Origin of the sequence: Sporosarcina trichiuri, assembly GCF_030406775.1 — a bacterium.
Lineage (GTDB): Bacteria > Bacillota > Bacilli > Bacillales_A > Planococcaceae > Sporosarcina > Sporosarcina trichiuri.
In genome coordinates, this window is record NZ_CP129119.1 from 1,208,277 (window position 1) to 1,230,191 (window position 21,915).

At 53.1% G+C, this 21,915-nt stretch carries 23 protein-coding genes and 1 riboswitch; of the genes, 2 read left to right on the forward strand and 21 right to left on the reverse strand.

The window, feature by feature from the left end; genetic code table 11:
- Positions 1-66 precede the first annotated feature (66 nt).
- Positions 67-324 (forward strand): ferredoxin, encoded by a 258-nt coding sequence (locus QWT68_RS06440; RefSeq protein ID WP_040286752.1) that lies wholly within the window; start codon positions 67-69, stop codon positions 322-324.
- A 43-nt stretch (positions 325-367) separates the two neighbouring features.
- Here QWT68_RS06440 and QWT68_RS06445 read toward each other — a convergent pair whose 3' ends face one another.
- From QWT68_RS06445 to QWT68_RS06500, 12 genes are all read right to left on the reverse strand, one after another.
- Complete coding sequence (locus tag QWT68_RS06445; RefSeq protein WP_040286753.1) at positions 368-949, reverse strand: ECF transporter S component; 582 nt, start codon at positions 947-949, stop codon at positions 368-370.
- Positions 950-1,150: 201 nt separating this feature from the next.
- Positions 1,151-1,283, reverse strand: a riboswitch (FMN riboswitch).
- Between the two features lie 65 nt (positions 1,284-1,348).
- Positions 1,349-2,566 carry a hypothetical protein gene (locus QWT68_RS06450; protein WP_290150231.1) on the reverse strand — a complete coding sequence of 406 codons (1,218 nt, stop codon included), beginning with the start codon at positions 2,564-2,566 and terminating at the stop codon, positions 1,349-1,351.
- Positions 2,567-3,094: a sigma-70 family RNA polymerase sigma factor gene (locus tag QWT68_RS06455; RefSeq protein ID WP_290150233.1), complete on the reverse strand. Its 528-nt coding sequence runs from the start codon at positions 3,092-3,094 to the stop codon at positions 2,567-2,569.
- A gap of 56 nt (positions 3,095-3,150) precedes the next feature.
- Positions 3,151-4,917, reverse strand: coding sequence for an ATP-binding protein (locus QWT68_RS06460; RefSeq protein ID WP_290150235.1), 1,767 nt, complete (start codon positions 4,915-4,917; stop codon positions 3,151-3,153).
- Complete coding sequence (locus QWT68_RS06465; protein WP_040286757.1) at positions 4,914-5,633, reverse strand: response regulator transcription factor; 720 nt, start codon at positions 5,631-5,633, stop codon at positions 4,914-4,916. The genes QWT68_RS06460 and QWT68_RS06465 overlap by 4 nt, the downstream gene beginning before the upstream one ends.
- 202 nt (positions 5,634-5,835) lie before the next feature.
- On the reverse strand, positions 5,836-7,020 hold the full coding sequence (gene ccsB, locus QWT68_RS06470; RefSeq protein ID WP_040286758.1) for a c-type cytochrome biogenesis protein CcsB: 1,185 nt from the start codon (positions 7,018-7,020) through the stop codon (positions 5,836-5,838).
- Positions 7,020-8,675, reverse strand: a complete 1,656-nt coding sequence (resB, locus tag QWT68_RS06475) for a cytochrome c biogenesis protein ResB (protein WP_290150238.1) — start codon at positions 8,673-8,675, stop codon at positions 7,020-7,022. Before resB ends, ccsB begins: the two co-directional genes overlap by 1 nt.
- A gap of 14 nt (positions 8,676-8,689) precedes the next feature.
- On the reverse strand, positions 8,690-9,217 hold the full coding sequence (gene resA, locus QWT68_RS06480; protein WP_040287266.1) for a thiol-disulfide oxidoreductase ResA: 528 nt from the start codon (positions 9,215-9,217) through the stop codon (positions 8,690-8,692).
- Positions 9,218-9,340: 123 nt separating this feature from the next.
- Entirely contained in the window at positions 9,341-10,072 is a 732-nt protein-coding gene (locus tag QWT68_RS06485; RefSeq protein ID WP_040286760.1) for a pseudouridine synthase, read from the reverse strand.
- Positions 10,073-10,261: 189 nt separating this feature from the next.
- Complete coding sequence (locus tag QWT68_RS06490) at positions 10,262-11,269, reverse strand: D-alanyl-D-alanine carboxypeptidase family protein (protein ID WP_040286761.1); 1,008 nt, start codon at positions 11,267-11,269, stop codon at positions 10,262-10,264.
- A gap of 14 nt (positions 11,270-11,283) precedes the next feature.
- Positions 11,284-11,874, reverse strand: coding sequence for an SMC-Scp complex subunit ScpB (scpB, locus tag QWT68_RS06495; protein WP_040286762.1), 591 nt, complete (start codon positions 11,872-11,874; stop codon positions 11,284-11,286).
- Positions 11,871-12,629, reverse strand: coding sequence for a segregation/condensation protein A (locus tag QWT68_RS06500; protein ID WP_040286763.1), 759 nt, complete (start codon positions 12,627-12,629; stop codon positions 11,871-11,873). The genes scpB and QWT68_RS06500 overlap by 4 nt, the downstream gene beginning before the upstream one ends.
- Positions 12,630-12,682: 53 nt before the next feature.
- Here QWT68_RS06500 and QWT68_RS06505 point away from each other — a divergent pair, with 53 nt between their 5' ends.
- Positions 12,683-13,195, forward strand: coding sequence for a DUF309 domain-containing protein (locus tag QWT68_RS06505; protein WP_290150241.1), 513 nt, complete (start codon positions 12,683-12,685; stop codon positions 13,193-13,195).
- On the opposite strand, the gene QWT68_RS06510 is transcribed toward QWT68_RS06505, so the two are convergent.
- The 9 genes from QWT68_RS06510 to xerD form a co-directional block, all read right to left on the reverse strand.
- Positions 13,192-13,482: a GNAT family N-acetyltransferase gene (locus tag QWT68_RS06510; RefSeq protein ID WP_244898707.1), complete on the reverse strand. Its 291-nt coding sequence runs from the start codon at positions 13,480-13,482 to the stop codon at positions 13,192-13,194. The genes QWT68_RS06505 and QWT68_RS06510 overlap by 4 nt on opposite strands.
- A gap of 258 nt (positions 13,483-13,740) precedes the next feature.
- Entirely contained in the window at positions 13,741-15,066 is a 1,326-nt protein-coding gene (gene lysA, locus QWT68_RS06515) for a diaminopimelate decarboxylase (RefSeq protein WP_290150243.1), read from the reverse strand.
- Between the two features lie 107 nt (positions 15,067-15,173).
- The gene (locus QWT68_RS06520) at positions 15,174-16,622 is read right to left on the reverse strand and encodes a spore germination protein (protein ID WP_290150244.1); all 1,449 of its coding nucleotides are present in this window, start codon (positions 16,620-16,622) and stop codon (positions 15,174-15,176) included.
- Positions 16,623-17,408: a SigF/SigG family RNA polymerase sporulation sigma factor gene (locus QWT68_RS06525; RefSeq protein WP_040286768.1), complete on the reverse strand. Its 786-nt coding sequence runs from the start codon at positions 17,406-17,408 to the stop codon at positions 16,623-16,625.
- Between the two features lie 9 nt (positions 17,409-17,417).
- The gene (gene spoIIAB / locus QWT68_RS06530; protein ID WP_040286769.1) at positions 17,418-17,864 is read right to left on the reverse strand and encodes an anti-sigma F factor; all 447 of its coding nucleotides are present in this window, start codon (positions 17,862-17,864) and stop codon (positions 17,418-17,420) included.
- Positions 17,854-18,198 carry an anti-sigma factor antagonist gene (locus tag QWT68_RS06535; RefSeq protein WP_040287267.1) on the reverse strand — a complete coding sequence of 115 codons (345 nt, stop codon included), beginning with the start codon at positions 18,196-18,198 and terminating at the stop codon, positions 17,854-17,856. Before QWT68_RS06535 ends, spoIIAB begins: the two co-directional genes overlap by 11 nt.
- Positions 18,199-18,417: 219 nt before the next feature.
- The gene (locus QWT68_RS06540; protein ID WP_290150460.1) at positions 18,418-19,731 is read right to left on the reverse strand and encodes a pyrimidine-nucleoside phosphorylase; all 1,314 of its coding nucleotides are present in this window, start codon (positions 19,729-19,731) and stop codon (positions 18,418-18,420) included.
- Positions 19,732-19,736: 5 nt separating this feature from the next.
- A complete protein-coding gene (gene deoB, locus QWT68_RS06545; RefSeq protein WP_040286771.1) occupies positions 19,737-20,936 on the reverse strand; it encodes a phosphopentomutase in 1,200 nt (399 codons plus the stop codon).
- A 25-nt stretch (positions 20,937-20,961) separates the two neighbouring features.
- Positions 20,962-21,855, reverse strand: coding sequence for a site-specific tyrosine recombinase XerD (gene xerD, locus QWT68_RS06550; RefSeq protein ID WP_040287268.1), 894 nt, complete (start codon positions 21,853-21,855; stop codon positions 20,962-20,964).
- Between the last annotated feature and the right edge of the window lie 60 nt (positions 21,856-21,915).

Sequence of the window (21,915 nt, forward strand, 5' to 3'; positions counted from 1 at the left end):
TGAAAACCGTTTTAGAATGGATGAAGTAACAAGTTGCAAGTGCGAAGAAAAGAGGAGAGAACGATCATGTCTACTCGTAAGTTCACTATTGTAGATCAGGACACATGTATCGCCTGCGGAGCATGCGGAGCTGCAGCGCCTGATATATACGACTACGATGATGAGGGTATTGCGTACGTTATCCTAGATGATAACACGGGAAATACCGAAGTTCCAGAAGAACTGCTGGAGGACCTGGAAGATGCTTTCGACGGCTGTCCGACAGACTCCATCAAAATCGCAGACGATCCATTTGATGGGGATCCGCTTAAATATGAAGACTAAAAACAGGCTGCCGCGTTACGCGGACAAGCCTGTTTTTTCTTCTTTATACGGATAGTTTCCGATGCTGCTGGCTGATCCAGCTCTGCATGCTCCTGAACAGAAGCAGTGTGATGACCATCAGGATGGCTCCCTTGATGAGGTTGAACGGCAGAATTCCGAGCACGATCATCGTATACAGCCCATCCCCTGTGACTGGCGGTGCATTCAGGAAGAATGTGTACGCCGGCAGGAACACGAGGTAGTTCAGCAGGCTCATACCGACTGCCATGGAAACCGTTCCGGTCACGAGTCCCGCTGTCAGTCCGCGGGAATTGCGGAACTTGTTGAAGATGAAATAGATCGGCATGATGAATAATACGCCGGTCACGAAGTTCGCGATCTCGCCGACGGGTACGCCGGTCGGACTGCCTTGAAGGAACCAATACAGGACAACCTTCAGCAGTTCAACAGAAATCCCTCCAACCGGGCCGAGGGTCATCACTGCCAGGACTGCCGGAATTTCACTGAAATCGATCTTCAGGAATCCGGGTAAAGCCGGCAGCGGAAAATTGAATTGCATGAGCACCGTTGAGATGCTGCCGAGGATGGCGATCAAGATCATCGCCCGCAGTTTCTTGCTGTTCATCATACTCTCTCCTTTTGCGATTCTCTTCACAAATAGGAAAGGTTCTGCCGCTTTCACTGTCCGCCTTCAAAAAAAATCCCTCCAGTCGAATCACTGAAGGGAGAGTTCAGACGTGGTTACATAAGCACCGCCAAACCCGGTAAACCCGGATAGGCGCACTTAAATAAGCCGCTGTCAAACAGACAAAAAAGACGGCTTCGCCTTCACCTTCTCCCATCCAGACTATACTGTCGGCTCCGGAATCACACCGGAATCAGCTGTTAGGCTCGCGGGCTAAAAAGCTTTCGCTTCCATTTCCGCCGGTCGGGAATTGCACCCTGCCCCGAAGATGAATCAATATTTTATTACACTCCCAGTATACAAAAAAAAGACCAGCCTGTAAACTCGTCTGTTTACAGGTTAGTCATTCCCGATTGTCATTGCCCGGGGATTTGCCCCGGCGGCTGCCGGAAGGGCGTGCCGGAGATCGATCCCGTTCCACTCGGACGGCTCCACTTGACGCAGTTGGAGTTCAAGACCGAAGCTCGCGGCTGTCAATGCCAGACTGTCCATGAGCAGGTCTGCCTGCTCTTTTCCCAACTCCCCCAATGACAGGGCAGGGTCAAATGTAACAGTCGCCAGCTGTCCGGATTGTTCGACTTCCAGATGTGTCCCTGCGGGGATCGGCGAGGTGAACAGGTCATTCGGTTCGGTCTGCATCGCGCTGACCGCTTCTGCAAACGAATCCGCCCTCTGCATGAAGCTCGGTGCAAGAAGCTGGCTCTTATCGTATTTCGTATATACAAAATACGGTGTTTTCGGTAATTTGGACGGATGGATTGGCGGCACTGTTCCCATCTCATCGAATTCTGCAGGGTTCCCTGAAGAATCCAGGATCCTGATCTCTTCATAGGAAGGGAAAGTCTGCTGCAAAGAGTGGAAGAAAACTTCGATGGCGGCGGCAGACCGGTCATATCCATGGTCATCATCGAGGAGCACATCGAGCCGGGCCCCTTCTTCCTTCAACTCCGCTTGGTAAGGATGGTAGTCCTCAAAACCGAGCGCCTCTTCATCCAGCTCACCTGCAAACACCCTGTATATTTCAAGGTCAGTCGAATCACCGGCGAGACCTTTTTCGCTGAGCTGCTCTCCCGTCAGCGTCAGTGAGACCGGCAAACTTACGGCCTGGCTGTCCTGCAGGCCGATATGGAGGATGCGCCTCCCGTCCAATTCATCCGCATAGACCGCCTGCTTCGAAGCAAATTCATCGGTCTCCATCATCATCCGCGACTCAGCTGGCATGGATTTCTCCGATTCATCCTGCGTATTCCCCAGTTTCTGATCGGCGGCTTTGTCGTCCCTGTCTTCCAGGACGGCATCGGCCGACTCCCTGCTGCCGTTCTGCCGGTCAAGGAAGGCAGGGACCAAAAGAGCGGCCGCCAGGAGAACCGCGGCGGCTGCTGCGGCTGCCGGTATCCGCCATTTCTTGCGTCTGCGCGACGGAATCGACGGTTTACCGGATAACCTGCCGTCGTCCTGCAGCCTTTTCAGGATTTCCTCGCGGGAGCGGGTATCCTTCTGCTCAGGCAGGGAGCGGAGCAGTTTTTCAAGCATCTCATCATCCCGTTTTTTCCCCATTCATCGGTCCTCCTCCCTGTCCGCAGCAGCCATCTGGTTTCTCAGCCTTTTCAGGGCCCGGTGCTGTGTCGTTTTCACTTTTCCTTCCGACCATTCAAGAGATGCTGCCGTCTCAGCAATCGTCAAATCATTCATATACCTCATGATGAGCACCAGACGCTGATCGGTTGTGCAGTCATCCAGCAACCGCAGCACCGTCCGTATTTCTTCGCTCTCGACCGCCCATTGTTCCGGCGTTTTCTTGTCGGACTCGATTTCCATGGTGTCCCAGTCGAAAAACCGGTCGGCATGACGTTTCCGGACAGTTGTTTTCCTGAAGTGATCGACCGCCACGTTTTTTGCGATGGAAAACAGCCACGTCTTCTCACTGCTTCTGCGCTCGAACGAGGAGTATGCGCGGATCGCCTTCACATATACTTCATGCGACAAGTCTTCCGCCAGCTGCCGGTCTTTCGTCAAGTATGTCAAAAAGTTGAACACATCCCGATGATACGTTTCATAGAGATGATGAAATACGGCTTCGTCCACAGCAATCCCCCTCGTTCACTCGATTTGACGGCTTTCAGGCCGGAATGTTACACATATTATTCCAGAGGAAGGACAGCGGTGAAGATTGTGCCTGCGCCGTCACCCCGTCTCGCACTGATCGTGCCGCCATGGGATTCAACGATATTCTTTGCAATGGCAAGTCCGAGCCCTGTACCGCTTTTCCCGCGTGTCCGCGCTTTGTCCGCTTTGTAAAAACGTTCGAACACGTACGGCAGATCCTCTTCCGGTATCCCGCTGCCAGTGTCGGTCACGGAAATGGCGACATTCTTCGGGTACTTCTCGACCGACAGCGTCACACTGCCGCCATTCGGCGTATGCCGGATTGCATTGTCAATCAGATTCGTGAACACCTGCTCGATCCTGTCTTCGTCCGCCTGGATATGAAGGGATTCCTGGCCGTTCGGCTGTACCGACAGTGACACTTCACTGTCTTTCGCCACTTGTGTGAACTTGTTCTGCACGCGCAGAAGGAACGGCACGACTGCCATTTCCGACTTATACAGACGCATATGGCCCGACTCCATCCTTGCCAGGTCCAGCAGGTCGGTGACGAGCCGCCCCATACGCTGGGATTCGTCATGGATGATCTTCACCATTTCATGATTCTCTTCCATTGTCTCCGGGACTCCGTCGAGAATCGCTTCACTGTACCCTTGCAGCATGGAAATCGGCGTGCGCAGTTCGTGGGATACATTCGCGATGAAATCCGACCGCAGCTTGTCGAGCTGATGCTGCTCCGTCATGTCGCGGAGGACCGCGACCGCCCCGCGGATGCTGTTCCGGCTGTACAGCGGACTGATCGCTACGACGAAGTAGAGTCCGCCGATTTCAAGTTCGGCATCCACTTCCTCCGCGAAGGTGATCGCATGCTCGAGCATGTGGTTGATCTCCGGGGGGAGAAGTTCGTCGGTTTCCTGGTTGAGGAACGACCATTTTTGCAGCAGCTTCTCCGCCTGCGGATTGCTCAGCAGTATCGTGTGGTCGCGATTGAATGTGATGACGGCATCTGTCATGGACGTCAGGATGCTGGAAAGCTGTTCCTTGTCCTGCTTGATGAGTTCCATATTGTATTTCAGCTGCCGGCCCATCTGATTGAATGCTGTCGACAGCTGACCGATTTCATCATTTTGCTTCACGGGGATCCTTGCATTGAAATTCCCTTTCGACAGCTGGAATGCCGCTTCTTTCAGCTGCCGGAGCGGCCGTGTGATCTGCGTGGACAGGAAGAACGCAAAGAAGGTCGTCAGCAGGAATGCGATGAACGCCGACAGCAGGACGATATGCGTCGTCCATTTCGTCGTATCATGGATGGCTTCGAAGCTTTGATAGACGATGACATGGCTCGCCCGGTCGTTCGGGACCGGTGCGGAACTCACGATATACCGTTCGGATACGTCCTTTTCCGTCATCGACGGGAGGATCATCTGCTTGGAAAGGCTGTCCTTTCCGCTTCGGCTGCTGAGTTCTTCGTCCTGCAGGATTTTACTTTCAATCGGCTTTGCGTCCAGATCCTTATCGTGGAACGAATAGGCGATGCCCCCTGTATTATCCACGATGATTGCGCTCGTTCCGTTATTCAGGATGTCATGGACGACCAGCTGCATCGCCTGTTCGTTATCATGGTCCTGAATGATGCTTCCAATCGTATTGGCTTCACGCAGAAGCGTCTCTTCCGCCTGACGCGTATGGAAATTATCAAAGAACTCCAGCAGCAGAGCCGTTACGATGAACAGGACAAATGAAACGAGAAGCAATATGGTTGCCCATAGCTTCCCGACGATTGAATTCCATATTCGGTTCATTCAGCCGGCACCTCGAACTTGTAGCCGACTCCCCACACTGTAACGATCATTTTGGCAGCACGTTCGGATACTCTGTTGAGCTTTTCACGGAGCCGCTTGACGTGTGTATCAACAGTACGCAGATCGCCGAAAAATTCATAGTGCCAGACTTCCTTCAGCAGCTGCTCACGGTCGAATACTTTGTCAGGTGCTTTTGCCAGGAAATAGAGGAGTTCGTATTCCTTCGGCGTCAGGCTCACTTCCTTGCCCTCCGCGGTGACCCGGTGTGCATCATGATCGATCGTCAGCTGCGGGAACACGACAAGGTCTTTCGAAGATGCAGTCGCCTGCGTCCCATTGACAGCACCGGCACGGCGCAGAAGCGCTTTCACGCGCAGGACGACCTCCCGCGGACTGAACGGTTTCACGATATAGTCGTCCGCTCCTGTCTCGAAACCGGTGACCCGGTCCGATTCTTCTCCTTTAGCCGTAAGGAGGATGATCGGCGTCTGGTCCTCTTCAGCGCGGAGTTCATGCAGAACTTCGATACCGTCTTTCTCAGGCATCATGACATCCAGCAGGATGCAGTCATATTGTGTTTCCTGGATTTTCTCCAATGCTTCCATTCCGTTTTGTGCTTCATCCATTTCATAGCCTTCACGTGAAAGATACATCGTTAGAAGGCGGCGTATCCGGTCTTCGTCGTCTACGACGAGCAATTTGACGTTTTCATCCATTGACGATTGCCCCTTTCAGAACTGCTGTCTTCATTGTACTTGTCCTCTTCCGAAAAAGAAACTACAATACTTTGCTGTGTAATATGCACCGTGCCCGGCTGGTGTGCTTCGGCAGAGCTGCACGATGGCGGCCGCCATTCTTTCCTGTATCGCAAGGGTCCATAAAAACACCGCACAGCGGATAGGCTGTGCGGTCTGTTGGTTATGCGTATGAATGGAGACCTGCAATGATCAGGTTGACAGCCACCAGGTTGAACATGATGATGACGAACCCGACGACCGCGAGCCAGGCGGATTTCTTCCCTTCCCAGCCCTGCGACAGGCGGAGATGGAGGAATGCCGCATAGAACAGCCATGTGATGAGCGCCCAGACCTCTTTCGGGTCCCAGCCCCAGAAACGCGACCAGGCTTCGTGAGCCCAGATCATCGCGAAGATGAGTGCCCCGAGGGTGAACACCGGGAACCCGATCAAGACAGACCGATAACCGATTTCATCCATCAGCTGGGAGTTCGCTTTCTTCGCGAACGGCTGCAGCACGGCTGCGATCGGCCGCCTGAAGATCAGGCGCAGCAGCACGTACAGCACGATTCCGGATGCAAGCGACCAGACGAATGTCGTCAGCGTCTTCGCATTGACGATCGCCGGCATTTCCGCCCATGGTTTCATCGTGTCAGTCGTTACCTGTTCATAGTCATGCATGCCGAAGAGCGGCGGATAATTGTACGTGATTTCTGCCGGCTGGTTGTTCTTGTCGACATAATTGAATTTCGCTTCATAGCCTGAAAGCGTAAATGCAGAAGACGAAACAACAAAGCCAAGCACCAGCACCAGCGTGAACATGACGGCTTCCAGCCAGAACCGCTCTTTCGACTTCTTCGTCAGATCCACATTTTTCGCCAGATAGATCAGACCGGCAACCGCACTGATTGCCAGGATCGATTCCCCGATTGCCGCTGTGATGACGTGAACAGTCAGCCAGTAACTCTTCAGTGCAGGGATCAGCGGTGTGATTTCCCGCGGGAACATGCTCGCATAGGCGATGATCACGATTGCGATCGGCAGAGCGAACAATCCGAGTGAAGGCGTCTTGTAGATGAAGAAGATCAGGATGAATGCACCGACAAGCATCATGCTGAACGCTGTCGTGAATTCAAACATGTTACTGACAGGTGCATGCCCGGAGGCCATCCACCGTGTAATGAAGTAGCCGAGCTGGGAGATGAAACCGACAATCGTGATCAGAATGCCGATTTTCCCCCATACACTGTCTTTGTACGTTTTCTCGGACTTCGATTTTTTCACTGCTCCGCCGAAGAAGAATGTCCCGAGCAAATACGCGACAAACGAAATCAGCAGTAAATTGGCACTTAACGAAGCGTAATCCATTAAACTGTCTCTCCTTCCACTGCATCAGCCGCTGCATCCTTGTCCTGCTTATCCGTATACTCGGGAAGGGCTGCTGCTTCTTTCACTTTATCCAGATCCTTTTTCAGCGCATACCAGTTCTTGTTCGTATGGGCGGCAAGCACCATATCGGCGCTGTCCCCCTTCTGGATCCAGATGCGGCGGTGCTGCCAGTAGGATCCCTGGATGACACCGATCATGAAGACGATACCGCCAAGAAGCAGGATGTACAGCGTTTTGTCTTTCCGGATGGTCAGACCTGAAGCATTGCGGGTGTCTGCATCCTGGAACTTCACTTCGTAATCGTTCGGTTCCACCTCGAGCGTCTGGCGGATGGCGACAAAACTCTTTTCACCTTCCGGATGCTCAGGCGTGATCATATTGAAAATGAAGGCCGGATTGTTCGGAATCGGTGATTTGGAGGTCGGTTCCCCGTCTTTGATGCCGTCGTAATCTGCATAGTATTCCATCAGTTCGACTGCAGAACCGTCTCCTACATCATACTTCTTCGCCGGATTGTTCAAGTCGACCGTAAAATCACCGAGTGATTCACCGGTTTCCTTGTTCTGAAGGGAGAAGGTCATGTTTTTCAATTCCCCGGTCTTGAAATCCATCTGGAAGATGCTGTAGCCGTCGAATGTCAGCGGTTTGTTGACGACGATCGGGTATTCCTTGATGAATTCGACATCAGCAGAACCCGGCAGGCTGCCTTCTTTCTCTTTGTACAGCTTGACATCGGACTGATAGTTGCTGACGATGGCGCCGTTCTTCTGGATGGCTTCATCGAATACAGCATCAGCATTTTCCTCTGAATATGTCTCCATCGTGAATGCGACGTTCTCGAGGAGATAGCCGGGAGCGCCCGGAATCTCTCTTGTTTCACCTTCACGGATCCACATCGTCTCGTCAACGTAGAAGCCCGGGATGCCCCTCAACAGCACACCGAGGAGGAATATGATAAGGCCTGTATGATTGACGTATGGACCCCAGCGCGAAAAGCGGTTCTTTTCCGCGAGGATCGCTCCGTCTTCGGTTTTCACATTGTAGTGAAGCTCTTTCAATGTTTTTTCCGCTTCCGTCATGGAATGGTCAGCATCCGTTACAGGACCTTCCCCGTAGATCCGCTGACGTTTCATGAAGGAAAGATGGCGCTTCGTCCGCTGCTTTTTCAGCGATTTGTACAGCGGGATGACACGGTCCAGGCTGGCGATGATGATCGACGTGCCGAGCATGCCGATCAGGACTTTGAAATACCAGCTGTCATAGATATTATAAAAGCCCAGCTGATAGTAGATCTTGCCGAATGTTCCATACAGACGTTCATAGTAATCCAAGTACTCGGATGGATCGTTCCCGGCTACAGGGACATAGAACTTCTGCGGCAGGATCGTGCCGATAGCGGACACGGACAGCACAGCGACGATGATGCTGACTCCGATCTTGACGCTCGAAAAGAAGTTCCAGATTTTGTCGATGATCGATTTTTTATAGGTCTGTGATCGCCTGGCGGACCCTTCGTAGCGCATGTCCACCATTTTACTGTCTTTTGCCTCATCCGTTTGCGGCCGGCCGCACTTTTCACAGAGTACTGTGCCGTATGGATTCTCGTGACCGCATTGACATTTGATTTTGCTCATTGGTACCCTGCTCCTTACTCGGGCTGTACGCTTTGCATGAGTGAGACGATTTCAGTCTCGCTCATTTCCCGTGTAATAATGTTTTGAATGACGCCGTCTTTGTCGATGAGCATTGTGGTCGGCAGAGGAACAACATTGTAGCTGTTGCGGCTGACACTCTTATTTTTGTCGATCATTACAGGAAACGTCAGTCCATATTGGTCGATGAACGTGCTGACTTTGAAGTCGGACTCACCGATGTTGACGGAAAGGACCTGGACTCCCTTATCTTTGAATTCCTTGTAATGCTTTTCGATATATGGCATCTCTTTTTTACAGGGAGGACACCATGTTCCCCAGAAATTCAAAAAGACACCCTGGCCTTCGTAATCGGACAGCTTCACTTTGCTGCCATCCATATCAAGGAGTTCGAAATTAGGTGCACGGTCTCCTGCTGCAAGAGTTTTTGTCTCCTTCTTAGAAGTCAGTGCAAAGACAATGGCAGCTGCAAGAAGGAGGAGAATGACACCCCGTATGATGAGCCGCTTTCTCTTCTTGTCCATTTTCGCCACTTCTTTCCCCCCTCACGTGATTCGTTCAGCTCCTGCACAGCAACCTTTATTATAACAAAGATGTGTTTTTGAATGGAGTCGCTTCGTGAGCGTTTTGTGACACTTGGCGATTGTTCAGCCAATTGTGCCGGTTTCGGCAAGGACCCGCAGCTGTTTCACTTCGTGCGTTGTGAGTTCCCTCGCTTCACCTGCATTGAGACCGTGTGTGGTCAGGTTCGCAAACGATTCCCTGCGTAATTTGACGACGGGGCAGCCGATTGCATCGAACATGCGGCGCACTTGGCGGTTCCTGCCTTCTGATATTGTAATCTCCACAAGAGCGGTCTGCGCTTTCTTGTCCATTGAACGGAGTTTGACATGGGCCGGGCCTGTCATTCCGTCTTCAAGCTCGATGCCGTTTTCCAGCTTCTTCAGTGCTTCCCTCGTGGGAACACCTTTCACTTTTGCAATATATTGCTTCTTGATGCCGTATTTCGGATGGGTCATCGTATAGGAGAAATCACCATCATTCGTCAGTATGATCACACCGGACGTGTCATAATCCAGACGGCCTACAGGGAAAATACGCTGTTCGACGCCCGGCAGCAGATCGAGAACCGTTTTCCGTCCTTTCTCATCGTGGACCGTCGAGATGTATCCTCTCGGTTTGTAGAGCAGATAATAGACGAATGTCTCTTTGACGATCTGGATGCCTTCCACTTCGATCCGGTCTGACGCCGTCACTTTCGTACCGAGCTCCGTCACGACCGTGCCGTTCACTTTCACTTTCCCGTCTGTGATCAGACCTTCCGCTTTCCTGCGGGATGCCACGCCTGCACGGGCTAATACTTTTTGCAGTCTTTCCATTCCGTCACCTCATTCTTCAGTCTAAAAAATTATGTCACATTTCACAGCAAATGAAAAGGAGACCGACTGTAAATCGCCGGGCGCCCGCCTCGATACTTTGCAAAACAGCCGATTCACATGAAAAAGAGACTCCACGGTACAATGGGACGCCGCCTCATTGTTCTGTGCAGTCTCTCATCATGTTTACGGTCAATCGGTCCTTGTCAGTTTCACAGCAGCTGTCACCAGAGGTTCCTGGCCGAGCGTGACGATCCACTGGCCGGTGTCCCCGCTGGAACTGCTTCTTGGCAGCCGCATGATGGATGTTGTCTTTTTCCGTTCATCCTTGGTAAGCAGAAGTTCGATCGGATGGTCCAGTTCAGCTGTGACACCCGGCAGTACCGAGTATGTGCCTTTCTTCGCGATCCTTACGATATCATGGGTTTTGAAAGCTTCAGCGGCAAGTGTCTTATGGACGTTCCAGTCGTTGCCGTTATTCAGCGTCACCACTATCACCCGTTTGCCGCCATGCTCGAAATACGTAGCGAGCGTCCTGCCGGCTGCCTTCGTGAATCCCGTCTTTCCGGCGACGGCATCCGTATCGGATGTCACGAGCCGGTGCTTGTTCTGCCAGGCGGCTGCCTGACCAATACCGGACGTATAGTTCTCGGTGGAGGCGATTTTTCGGAACTCCTTGTTCTTCATGCCGTAATGCAGCATCATGGCGGTATCATATGCACTGGATAAGTGCTCCTCGTCATGCAGGCCGGACGGATTCGTGAAACGGGTGTTTTCCAGGCCGTAGAGCCGCGCCTGCTCATTCATCATCGTGACGAATCCTTCAAGCGAGCCGCCTGCATGCTCAGCGAGAGCTGCAGCCGCATCGTTGCCGGATCTCAGCATGAGACCGTACAGGAGGTCTTCCGATGAAACCGAGTCGCCCGGCGTCAGATAGATGGAGGATCCTTCCGCCGAAGCGGCCCGCGGAGAGATTTCCACCTCTTTTTCAGTCACGCCGGATTCGATGAACGTCAGAGCCGTCCACATCTTCGTCAGGCTCGCAATCGGCAGTCTGTCATGGGGGTGATACCCGTCCAGCAGCCTTCCTGTGTCCGCATCGATGACGGCCCACGAGGAATGCACAGCCGCCGACGCGGGCAGCTGGAATGGAACACTGACGAACAGCACAAGCAGCAGGCATACAAATGCTTTCTTCAAGCATGATTTCCTCCTTAACCTTCTTCTGTTTCAAGCATATCCTGGAACTTGGTCAAAAATAGATCGGTATCTTCTTCGTCGTCCGTTTCCTGCAGCAGTTCGGGAAGGTCTTCCAATGTATTCAGCCCGAACCGGTCGAGGAAGTAAGGGGTCGTTGCGTAGAGGATAGGCCGCCCGCTCGCTTCGAGCCGGCCTTTTTCCATGACGAATCCTTTGGACAGCAGTGTCTGGATGGCCCGTTCGGATTTGACGCCCCGGATTTCATCGACTTCCACCCGTGTCACAGGCTGTTTATATGCGATGATGGCAAGGACTTCAAGCGCGGCCTGGGTCATCATTTTGGAAGGCGGGTTCTCGAACAGCCGTTTGATGTCCTCCGCGAATTCCGCTTTCGTCACCAGCTGATAGCCGCCGCTGTATTGGCGGAGTGTGATGCCGCTGTCTTCCCTCGCCTCATATTGTCCGAGAAGGTGTTCCAGTGCGGCGGTCACTTCCCCTTCCGTACAGACGGTCAGGGCAGCCAGCTGCTTCAATGGCAGTCCTTCTTCCCCCGCAACAAACAGGAAGCTTTCAATTGAGGCTGCCAGCCGTTTCGTATTTGTCATCCATTCGTTCCTCCAGTTGGCAGCATGATGTACAGGCGGTCGAAGTTCCCCTGCTGTTCGACATAGACATCCCTGCGTTTCATCAGTTCAAGAACCGACAGGAATGTGACGACCAGTGAACTGACATCCCCCTCGTCGAAAAGTTCATCGAACGTACAGCGGCCGCCTTTTTGTACGATGCTGCCCATGATCTCATCCATCTTTTCTCCGACAGACTGTTCGTTGTTTGCTATACTGGCTGTCAGGGGCGCTTTCAGCCGCCTTCTCTGCAGCATCTTCTGGAATGCACCGACTAAATCGAAAACGCTGAGGGCCTCCCCTGTATCGTTTTGCGGGAGCGTTCCGTATGCACCCATGTCGGCAGGCTGTTTCGTGAAGTGGACGGCCCGTTCCTCTGCCGACTCTTTCAGCTGGACGGCCGCTTCTTTGTATCTCTTATACTCAAGCAGACGTGCGATCAGTTCTTCGCGCGGATCATCTTCCATCTGGAAGTCTGTTCCGTCTTCATCGAATACGTCACCTTCATGGACCGGCAGCAGCATTTTGCTCTTGATCTCTATCAATGTTGCGGCAAGTACGAGATATTCACTGAGTTCATCCAGCTCCAGGACTCGCATGGCATGTAAATGTTCTATGTATTGGTTCGTCAGCTGAGCCATCGGGATATCATAGATATCGATCTCCAGCCGGTTGATAAGATGGAGCAGAAGATCCAGCGGTCCTTCGAATGCTTCCAGTTTCACTTTGTATGACACGGTTTCACCTTCTCTGCTTTCGGCAGACGGAATTCCTTGTAAAGGAGAATAATATGCAACCTTACCATCATCCTCTTTTTGTTGAGTTTCTCGTCTATTTTAATAGGAATCAAGACTATTTCGAAGGTCATGAAGTGCTCGAAGAGTATTGGAAATCGGTGCCCGGTTTTTCGAAAGAACATCCTCTCACGGCCTTCATCCTGCTGACGACTGGTATGTACCATTGGCGGCGCGGAAACTTCAGCGGCGCATCACGGACGTTCGGCAAATCGTCAGAGCGGTTCGCAGCTGCCGCTCGTTCGTATCCCGAGTACAGGGAGGAGCTGGATATCGGCAGGCTGCTCGCGGATCTGGAGTCGGCTCGCGGACTGGTGCAGCAGCGCCGGCCGTTCAGACCGTTCCCGATCATCGTCCTCTCGCAGACCCTCTTGCAGAAGACGGAAGAAGCCGGGCGGACGATGACGCTGCTGCCCCGCGGCAGTGAAGATGTTGTCCATAAGCATATGCGCAGGGACCGGTCCGATATTCTGGAATTGCGGAACGAAAAGAAGAAGAGCGGACGCTAGCGATCCGCTCTTGCTTCTTCCAGCATGCATTTATTGACGAAAGCATCTGTATAATCGTTCCCATACGGGATCTTATCCGGATATTCCTCCTGCAGCTTCGCCATCACTTCTTTGCCGATTCCTTCCCCGCGGAATGAAGGGTTCAGTGACAGGTGGTGCACCGTCATCGTGTCCTCTTCAATCTCAGCCCCTACTATGCCGATGAAATCTTCCTGCTGTTTCACAAGAAATAATTCAAGGTCCTCTTCGGTTTCATAACGGGCAAGGATTTCCTGCAATTGCTTCACAGAATACTCACCTGGGATGTAAGAAAGAAATCCCATTGCTATTTTCTGGTGCATTTTTTTGTAGCGAACAAGTTTCATGGATACCCCTTCTTTTTCAGCATTGCCTATCCGTTGATTTTACAGGAAACCCGCACAATTTTCAACTGATGGTTCAGCGGGGGTCGATGACAGGCATGACATAGTACCAGTAGACCGCACCCCAAATCAGCGCCACAACAGCGATGCTGACAAACAAAATGATATTCCTCTTTTTCTTCATTACTGCCCTTTCCTCACCTTCTGCTGCAGGGGAAGGTCCAGCCGGGTGAGATCCTCGTAGGTTTCACGGCGGATCACGAGCTGGTGGTGTCCCTCCTCGGCAAATACTACCGCCGGCCGCGGCAGCCGGTTATAATTACCGGCCATTGAGTACGTATAAGCACCTGTGCAGAAAACGGCGAGCAAGTCACCTTCCTGAAGCCGCGGGAGCGTGGCATCGGTAATCAGTTTGTCTCCGGATTCGCAGCATTTTCCGGCGATGGTCACACGCGTATCATGTGGACTGTGCATCTGCTGAGCAGCTGCCGCCGTATATTTGGCATCATACAATGCCGGACGGATATTATCCGACATGCCTCCGTCGACCGCGATGTATGTCCGTATGCCGGGCACCTGCTTTTCACTGCCTGCAGTGTAGAGGGTCGTCCCGGCGTCGCCGACCAGCGAGCGGCCGGGTTCTATCCATATCTCGGGCATCGGGTATCCCCATTCCTCTGACAGGCCGGATACCACTTCCGCCATCTCCTCGGCATACTGCATCGGTTCCAGCGGCCTGTCTTCGTCCGTGTACCGGATGCCGAACCCGCCGCCGAGATTGAGGACGGAACATACGAAACCATGTTCGTCACGCCATGCTTTCATTTTCTCCATCAAGGAATGCGCAGCGTGCGTGAACGCTTCCGTTTCGAAGATCTGGGACCCGATATGGCAATGGAGACCAAGCACCTCGACGTATGGCATGTCCGCTGCCCGTCTGAACGCCTCATCCGCCTGACCGTTCTTCAGATCGAAACCGAACTTCGAATCTTCCTGTCCCGTCGTGATGAATTCATGGGTATGCGCTTCGATTCCCGGTGTCACACGGAGAAGGATTTTCATCGTCTGCTTCCGGGACTGGGCGATTTCGCTGATCATTCCAAGTTCAAGGAAATTATCTGCCACGATACATCCTATTTTTTCGTCAAACGCAAAATTCAATTCCATGTAACTCTTGTTGTTGCCATGGAAATGGATGCGCTCACGCGGGAAATCCGCCTGGACGGCGGTGAAGAGCTCTCCGCCTGACACGACATCCAGGGACAGGCCTTCCTCTGCGGCCAGCTGATAGATGGCGACGGAAGAGAACGCTTTGCTGGCATACGCAACCTGTGCCTGCACACCCATCTTCCTGAAAGCTGCCTGGAAGCCGGCAGCCCGTTCACGGATAAGTGCTGTATCGTAGACGACAACCGGTGTTCCGTAAATATGAGCAAGATCGACTGAGTCCACTCCGCCAATCATAAGATGGCCCTGTCCGTTCACTGTCTGAGTTCCGTATAATTCCATACGCCAGTCCCTCCCTCTCCAATATGCAGTTCGTCACCTGTTTTCCGGCGATTGGAAAACAGTATCTATGGACAAATCTAACATAAGTCAGGAGGGCAGGCAATGGCCTATGGCATCCGGCTCCGTTTCGGCGAATGGGTGATGAACGGACGCGGCATGTCTTCAGTCATCGGCATGCGCAGAAGTATGCGCATCATGGCTTTCGGGAAGAACGGCAGCAATGGCCACAAGTATGGCGTGTTGAGCGGTTTCATGGAACTCAGGTAATAGACCAGAACAGCGAGCATGATGAAGAACCCGGGAGCTCCGGCTGCGGCTGCCGCAATCAGCAGGGCGATCCTGAATAGTTTGGTCGTGATGCTCAATTCGTAAGAAGGGATTGCAAATGTCAGAATTGCGCTTACCGCTACGTATAGGACGACTTCGCCCGTGAAGAGACCGACATCGATCGCCACCTGGCCGATGACGATAGCCGCCACGAGCCCCATGGCGGTCGTCATCGGGGTCGGCGTATGGATGGCCGCCATCCTCAGGACTTCGATCCCAAGATCAGCCAGCAAAAGCTGGACGAAGAGCGGAACGGCGCCCGGATCATCGGGTCCGATATAATGCAGGAACTGCGGGATATACTGTGTCTTGGTGGCGAGCAGATACCAGAAAGGAAGCAGCAGCAGACTGAACAGCGCACCGGTCAGCCTGACCCACCGGACGAATGTCCCGATGAAAGGGGCCTGACGGTATTCCTCCGCGTGCTGCAGATGGTCGAAAATCGTAGTCGGCACGAGGATAGCAGAAGGAGATGTGTCAACAATCAATGCAATATGGCCTTCCAGGAGATGGGCCGCACAAATATCCGGCCGCTCCGTATACCGCACGAACGGCATCGGATTGAATCGCTGCTTGAAGAGGAACTCCTCCAGCGACTTGTCGGTCATCGTCAATCCGTCCGTCTTGATATCATCAAGCCGTTTCCGGATGCCGTCGAGCATTTTTTCATTCGCCGCGCCTTTCATATAGGCGATGGCCACGTCCGTCTTGCCGACTGCGGACACTTGGTGCATCTCGAAACGCAGATTGTCCGTCCGGAGCCTTCTGCGGACCAGTGTCGTGTTCTGCAGGATGTTTTCCGTGAATCCGTCCCGTGAACCGCGGATGACTTTCTCGTTGTCCGGCTCTTCCGGCTGCCTGCCCGGATAGCTCCGCACATCGATGAGAATCGTGAAACCATCCTCGGTGATGAAAGCCGCAAGTCCGCTTAGCAGTGACGTCAGCAGATTGTCTCGGCTCTTCGGCTGCTCCACTGCATGATATGGAAAGAAGGAAAGCAACTTCTCACCTGTATCGTGAGAAGTTGTGACTTCTTTGGACTGATCCTGCATTTCCGTCAGCAGCGTCGTGACGGTTTGTCCATCTACCAGGCCATTGACGTACAGCATCAGGACAGGCAGATCATACAGATGCAGCTCCCTGGAGACGGCGTCGTATGTTTCACCTGTACCGAACTTGTCGACAAACCAGGCTTCCGCTTCACGTTTTGTTGCAAATAATGGATTCATCTACTGATCAGCCCTCGCTTTTTCTAATGGTTCCTCTGCTGCTGCGCCCATCCAGGTCTTCAGCTGTGCCAGTATTTTCTTCTCCAGCCGGGATACCTGCACTTGCGAAATTCCGATCCGCTCTGCAATATCACTCTGTGTGCAGTCGAGATAATAGCGCATGTAAATGATCGTCTGATCCCGTTTGTTGAGCCTTGAGACGACATCGCGGAGCGGAATGTGATCGAACAGCCTTGCAGATCGGTCATCTTTCAGCTGATCCATCAGGGTCAGGCTGTCTCCATCGCTGTCATAGAGCTGTTCGTGGAGGGAAGCCGGATCCCGCAATGCGTCCGACGCCAGGATGATGTCGTCCACTGAGACGTCCAGCTCGGCGGACAGCTCCGAAATGGAAGGCGACGTCCCGTATTTCTTCACATAATTATCAGTGGCATGCCGGATTTTAAAGCTCAGTTCCCGGATGGATCTGCTCACTTTCACCATGCCGTCATCCCTCAGGAAGCGCTGGATCTCTCCGACGATCATGGGGACTGCATACGTGGAAAATTTTACATCGTACGACAAATCGAATTTGTCGACGGATTTCATGAGACCGATACAGCCGATCTGAAAGAGATCTTCCAAGTCTGCACCGCGCGATGCGAATCGCTGGACAATCGACCAGACGAGCCGTGTGTTTCCTTCTATCATCCGGCGCCGCGATTCTTTGTCGCCTGCTTGGGACTGTTGAATCAGCATTCTCATTTCCTCTTGGGATAGAAGTGCTTCAGTTTTTTCAACAGACATATTCTTCGGTCACCTCATTCTGCTTTTTTCCGTGACCGGAGAAAATGTTTTTTCGAAACGGACGACAGTCCCCTGCCCGATGGCAGATTCGACAGACAGCGAATCCGCAAAGCTTTCCATGATCGTAAAGCCCATCCCGGATCGTTCGAGAAGCGGCTTTGTTGTGAACATCGGCTCCATCGCCTGGTCCACGTCGAAGATGCCATTGCCTTCGTCCTTCACTGTCATCGTCACTTTGCTGTCTTCGATTTTGGCGTGGATGGTCACTTCCCGGATGCCGTCACAGTCATAGCCATGGATGATCGCATTCGTGACTGCTTCGGAAACGATCGTCTTGAACTCGGACAGTTCTTCGAGCGTCGGGTCCAGCGGTGTGATGAAGCACGTCATCGTCATTCTGGCGAGTGCTTCGTTTTCTTCATGTGCGACAAATGACAATGTCATCTCATTGTTCATGTAAAACCCCTCCGATTTCCCCTATCGCATTTTCTACGGTGCCGCGCCTCAATACATCTCCGAGCCCCGAAAACTGAAAGATCTTTTCCATAGTCGGGGACGGATTCAGAATCAGCGTCTCCCCCTGCTGCGGGGCAAGATCGCGCATCCTCCCGAGAACAAGCCCGATTCCCGAACTGTCCATGAAACTCAAGTGTGTAAGATCCCAAATGATCGCATGCGCCGTCCCGCTGAAGATCTCCGAAGAGATTTGTGTCCGGATCCGGTTCGCCTCATGATTCCCTAATTCTCCCTGCAGCGTCACGACAATGATTCCATCAGGTGTAATTGACATTTGTGTCACGTGTACCGCCTCCTTCCCGCCCTCTATTCTGCGGCGGTCGGACGGAACCCTTCTCGGTGACAAAACTAGTCAAAACTAGTGGAAAGCACTGTTATTCCGACAATTGTTTCTCCGGTCAGTGTGAACAGATTCGGCCGTGATTAGACATGAAACCAAAAAAACACCATCCGGAATGAATACGGATGGTGTTTCCTATGGCAAGTCCTATTGTCACTTTGCAATCCGGTCGATGACTTTGTAAATCAGTTCCGGCCGCTTCTGCGGATGCCGTGAAACGTGAATATGCTGTACCAGCATTTTCTCTGTCTGCTGGGTCTGTTCCGAGTTGGCATGGATGACGGCGATCGTTTCGCCGGCCTGGACGGCATCCCCGATCTTTTTCTTGAGGACGATTCCGACAGCCAAGTCGATTTCGTCTTCTTTCGTCGCCCGTCCCGCTCCAAGGAGCATTGCAGCGACGCCGATTTCATCTGCTTCCATCTTCGAAATATACCCTGTTGATGTCGACTTGACCTCTCTGACGATAGATGCCTTCGGCAGGAGCTCGGGGTTGCGGGCGATCTCAGGATTGCCTCCCTGGGCTTCGAGGAACTTGGCGAAGAGTTCAAGCGCGGAGCCATCATCGATGACACGCTGCAGCTGCTGACGCGCCTCCTTCGTATCCTTCGCTTTCCCGCCTGCAATGAGCATTTTGCTGCCGAGGACGAGACAGAGTTCCGTCAGATCATCCGGCCCCTGCCCTTTCAGCGTTTCGATCGCTTCCTTCACTTCCAGCGCATTGCCGATCGCATATCCGAGCGGCTGGCTCATATCCGATATGACGGCAATCGTATGGCGGCCGACCTCGCTGCCGATGTCGACCATCGCCTCGGCCAGAACCTCTGCATCCTCCGGTGTTTTCATGAAGGCGCCGTCCCCCGTTTTGACATCCAGCACGATTGCGTCCGCTCCAGCAGCGATCTTCTTGCTCATGATCGAACTCGCAATCAGCGGAATGCTGTCCACTGTGGCTGTAACGTCGCGCAGCGCATACAGTTTCTTATCGGCAGGTGTCAAATTCCCGCTTTGACCGATGACCGCGATTTTCAGGTCATTCACCTGACGGACAAATTCCTTTTCCGTAATCTCGACATGGAACCCATCGATGGCTTCCAGCTTGTCGAGAGTGCCTCCTGTGTGGCCGAGACCTCTCCCGCTCATCTTGGCAACGGGCACACCGCATGCTGCCACCAGTGGGGCAAGGATGAGCGTCGTCGTGTCCCCGACACCTCCTGTGGAATGTTTGTCCACTTTGATGCCTTCGATGGCGGACAGATCGATCCTGTCTCCCGAGTCCGCCATCGCCATTGTCAATGCTCCCTGCTCTTCAGGCTCCATGCCCGAGAAATAGGTTGCCATCAAAAATGCACTTGCCTGGTAATCTTGGATGGATCCATCCGTATAACCGTTCACGAAATACCGGATCTCCGCTTCCGACAGCGTATCCCCGTCTCTCTTCTTCTGAATTACATCGACCATCCTCATGTCTATCACCGAACCTTTTCTATAAGTACTTGCAGGAAGCTCTCTCCGAATTCAGGCGCCGTGACATGGAAGTTCTCGGCGACGGTTGCACCGATATCCGCAAACGTCTTGCGGAGCGGCAGCGATCCTCCGCTCTCGAACGATGGCGAGTATACGAGAAGCGGTACATACTCACGTGTATGGTCCGTTCCTGCATGGATCGGATCGTTTCCGTGATCTGCCGTGATGATCAGCAGGTCATCCCCACGCAGGCGCTCCATGATCTCCGGCAGACGCGCGTCGAATTCCTGCAGTGCATCCCCATATCCCTGCGGATCCCGCCGGTGACCGAACAAGGCGTCGAAATCCACCAGATTCGTGAAGCTGAGACCATGGAAGTCTTCCTCCATTTCAATCAGCAGCTTATCGACACCATCCATGTTGCTTTTCGTACGGACCGCCTTCGTCACACCTTCGTTATTGAAGATGTCCGAAATCTTGCCGACTGCGACGACATCCAGACCTTCGTCCTTGAGCGCGTTCATGACTGTCGGTGAGAACGGTTTCAATGCGTAATCATGTCGATTGGACGTCCGGGTGAAACTTCCCGGCTCCCCGATAAACGGGCGGGCAATGACACGGCCGACGAGGAATTCCGGCTGCAGTGTCAGCTCGCGGGCGATTTCACAGATTCTGTACTGCTCCTCCAGCGGGATGATCTCTTCATGGGCTGCGATCTGGAGCACGGGATCTGCCGACGTATAGACGATGAGCGCACCGGTTTCCATATGTTCTTCCCCGTATTCCTCGATGACAGCTGTCCCGCTTGCCGGCGCATTGCAGATGACTTTCCGGCCGGTCCGTTCTTCCAACTGGCTGACGAGTTCCTCCGGGAAACCGTTCGGATATACTTTGAACGGTTTATCGATATTGAGGCCCATGATCTCCCAGTGGCCGGTCATCGTATCTTTGCCGACGGATGCTTCCTGCATTTTTCCATAGAACCCGATCGGCTCCTGCTCTTCAGGGACGCCGGGGATCTTTTTGATGTTGGACAGGCCCATACGTGCCATGTGCGGCAGCTGGAGACCGTTTTCCATATGGTCCCCTATGTGGCCGAGTGTATCGGCACCTTCGTCTCCGAACAGGTGTGCATCCGGTGCTTCTCCGATACCGACGGAATCGAGTACGATCAGATGGATTCTTTCAAATGAACTTTTCGTCATAATTCTTTTCCTCCTTCAGTTTCCCTTATGCTCTCGGATGGTACTGGCTGTACACATCTTTGAGGCGTGTCCTGCTTACGTGCGTATAGATTTGTGTGGTGGAGATGTCGGCATGTCCGAGCATTTCCTGGACAGCGCGCAGATCCGCCCCGTTTTCCACCAGATGGGTGGCAAACGAATGCCGCAGCATGTGGGGGGTCAGTTTTCTGCTCAGCTGGGCCTTTTCAGCGACATCCTGCAGCAGGCTCCAGATGCTCTGCCGCGTCAGCCGGCCGCCGCGTGCATTGAGGAACAGTGCATCTTTGGAAGCGGCGGCAGCAAACTCGGGCCGGACTGTCTCCATGTATATTGTACACGCTTTCACAGCCGAACTGCCGAGCGGGATGATCCTCTCTTTCCCGCCTTTGCCGAACACCCTTGCAAAGCCCATTATACCATTCAGATCGTCGGTATTCATGCCTATCAGTTCACTGACACGCATCCCTGTTCCGTAGAGCAGTTCCAATATGGCAGTGTCCCGCCTGTTTTGCGGGGATTCGCCGCCGGCCGCCCGGATGATGCTGTCCACTTCTTTGACGGACAGTACACGGGGGAGCTTCTTCTCGAGTTTCGGGAGCTCCAGGTGGACTGTCGGATCTGTCGGCAGCACCTGGTCACGAAGCAGGAACTGATGGAATGACCGGATGGACGAAATGTGCCTGGAGATCGTCCTGGATGACTTGCCCTGTTCTTTCAGCAGATGCAGATACTCCAGTATTTTCTGGTGATCGACGGCATCCGTCGCCACTTGCTGGCTGTCCAGCCACGAGACGTACGGAGCCAGGTCCCGCCTGTAGGATGAAATCGTATTTTCCGCAAGCTGCCGCTCCACTTTCAGGAAATGCAGATAATCCTGCAGCGGATCTTTCAAATCAGCCATACATGACGGCAGTCCGGCAGTTGTTGCCCGAAGGATCGCCGTACTGCCTCCCTCCTTTTT

What these genes read in the sequence shown, in the direction of transcription:
- resB (WP_290150238.1), bottom strand. Translation starts at nt 8,675, where the DNA reads ATGAGCAAAATCAAATGTCAATGCGGTCACGAGAATCCATACGGCACA.
- QWT68_RS06485 (WP_040286760.1), bottom strand. Translation starts at nt 10,072, where the DNA reads ATGGAAAGACTGCAAAAAGTATTAGCCCGTGCAGGCGTGGCATCCCGC.
- QWT68_RS06440 (WP_040286752.1), top strand. Translation starts at nt 67, where the DNA reads ATGTCTACTCGTAAGTTCACTATTGTAGATCAGGACACATGTATCGCC.
- QWT68_RS06465 (WP_040286757.1), bottom strand. Translation starts at nt 5,633, where the DNA reads ATGGATGAAAACGTCAAATTGCTCGTCGTAGACGACGAAGACCGGATA.
- QWT68_RS06450 (WP_290150231.1), bottom strand. Translation starts at nt 2,566, where the DNA reads ATGGGGAAAAAACGGGATGATGAGATGCTTGAAAAACTGCTCCGCTCC.
- spoIIAB (WP_040286769.1), bottom strand. Translation starts at nt 17,864, where the DNA reads ATGAACAATGAGATGACATTGTCATTTGTCGCACATGAAGAAAACGAA.
- xerD (WP_040287268.1), bottom strand. Translation starts at nt 21,855, where the DNA reads ATGGCTGATTTGAAAGATCCGCTGCAGGATTATCTGCATTTCCTGAAA.
- QWT68_RS06460 (WP_290150235.1), bottom strand. Translation starts at nt 4,917, where the DNA reads ATGAACCGAATATGGAATTCAATCGTCGGGAAGCTATGGGCAACCATA.
- QWT68_RS06445 (WP_040286753.1), bottom strand. Translation starts at nt 949, where the DNA reads ATGAACAGCAAGAAACTGCGGGCGATGATCTTGATCGCCATCCTCGGC.
- ccsB (WP_040286758.1), bottom strand. Translation starts at nt 7,020, where the DNA reads ATGGATTACGCTTCGTTAAGTGCCAATTTACTGCTGATTTCGTTTGTC.
- scpB (WP_040286762.1), bottom strand. Translation starts at nt 11,874, where the DNA reads ATGACAAATACGAAACGGCTGGCAGCCTCAATTGAAAGCTTCCTGTTT.
- QWT68_RS06520 (WP_290150244.1), bottom strand. Translation starts at nt 16,622, where the DNA reads ATGAATCCATTATTTGCAACAAAACGTGAAGCGGAAGCCTGGTTTGTC.
- QWT68_RS06505 (WP_290150241.1), top strand. Translation starts at nt 12,683, where the DNA reads ATGCAACCTTACCATCATCCTCTTTTTGTTGAGTTTCTCGTCTATTTT.
- lysA (WP_290150243.1), bottom strand. Translation starts at nt 15,066, where the DNA reads ATGGAATTATACGGAACTCAGACAGTGAACGGACAGGGCCATCTTATG.
- QWT68_RS06540 (WP_290150460.1), bottom strand. Translation starts at nt 19,731, where the DNA reads ATGAGGATGGTCGATGTAATTCAGAAGAAGAGAGACGGGGATACGCTG.
- deoB (WP_040286771.1), bottom strand. Translation starts at nt 20,936, where the DNA reads ATGACGAAAAGTTCATTTGAAAGAATCCATCTGATCGTACTCGATTCC.
- QWT68_RS06525 (WP_040286768.1), bottom strand. Translation starts at nt 17,408, where the DNA reads ATGTCTGTTGAAAAAACTGAAGCACTTCTATCCCAAGAGGAAATGAGA.
- QWT68_RS06535 (WP_040287267.1), bottom strand. Translation starts at nt 18,198, where the DNA reads ATGTCAATTACACCTGATGGAATCATTGTCGTGACGCTGCAGGGAGAA.
- resA (WP_040287266.1), bottom strand. Translation starts at nt 9,217, where the DNA reads ATGGACAAGAAGAGAAAGCGGCTCATCATACGGGGTGTCATTCTCCTC.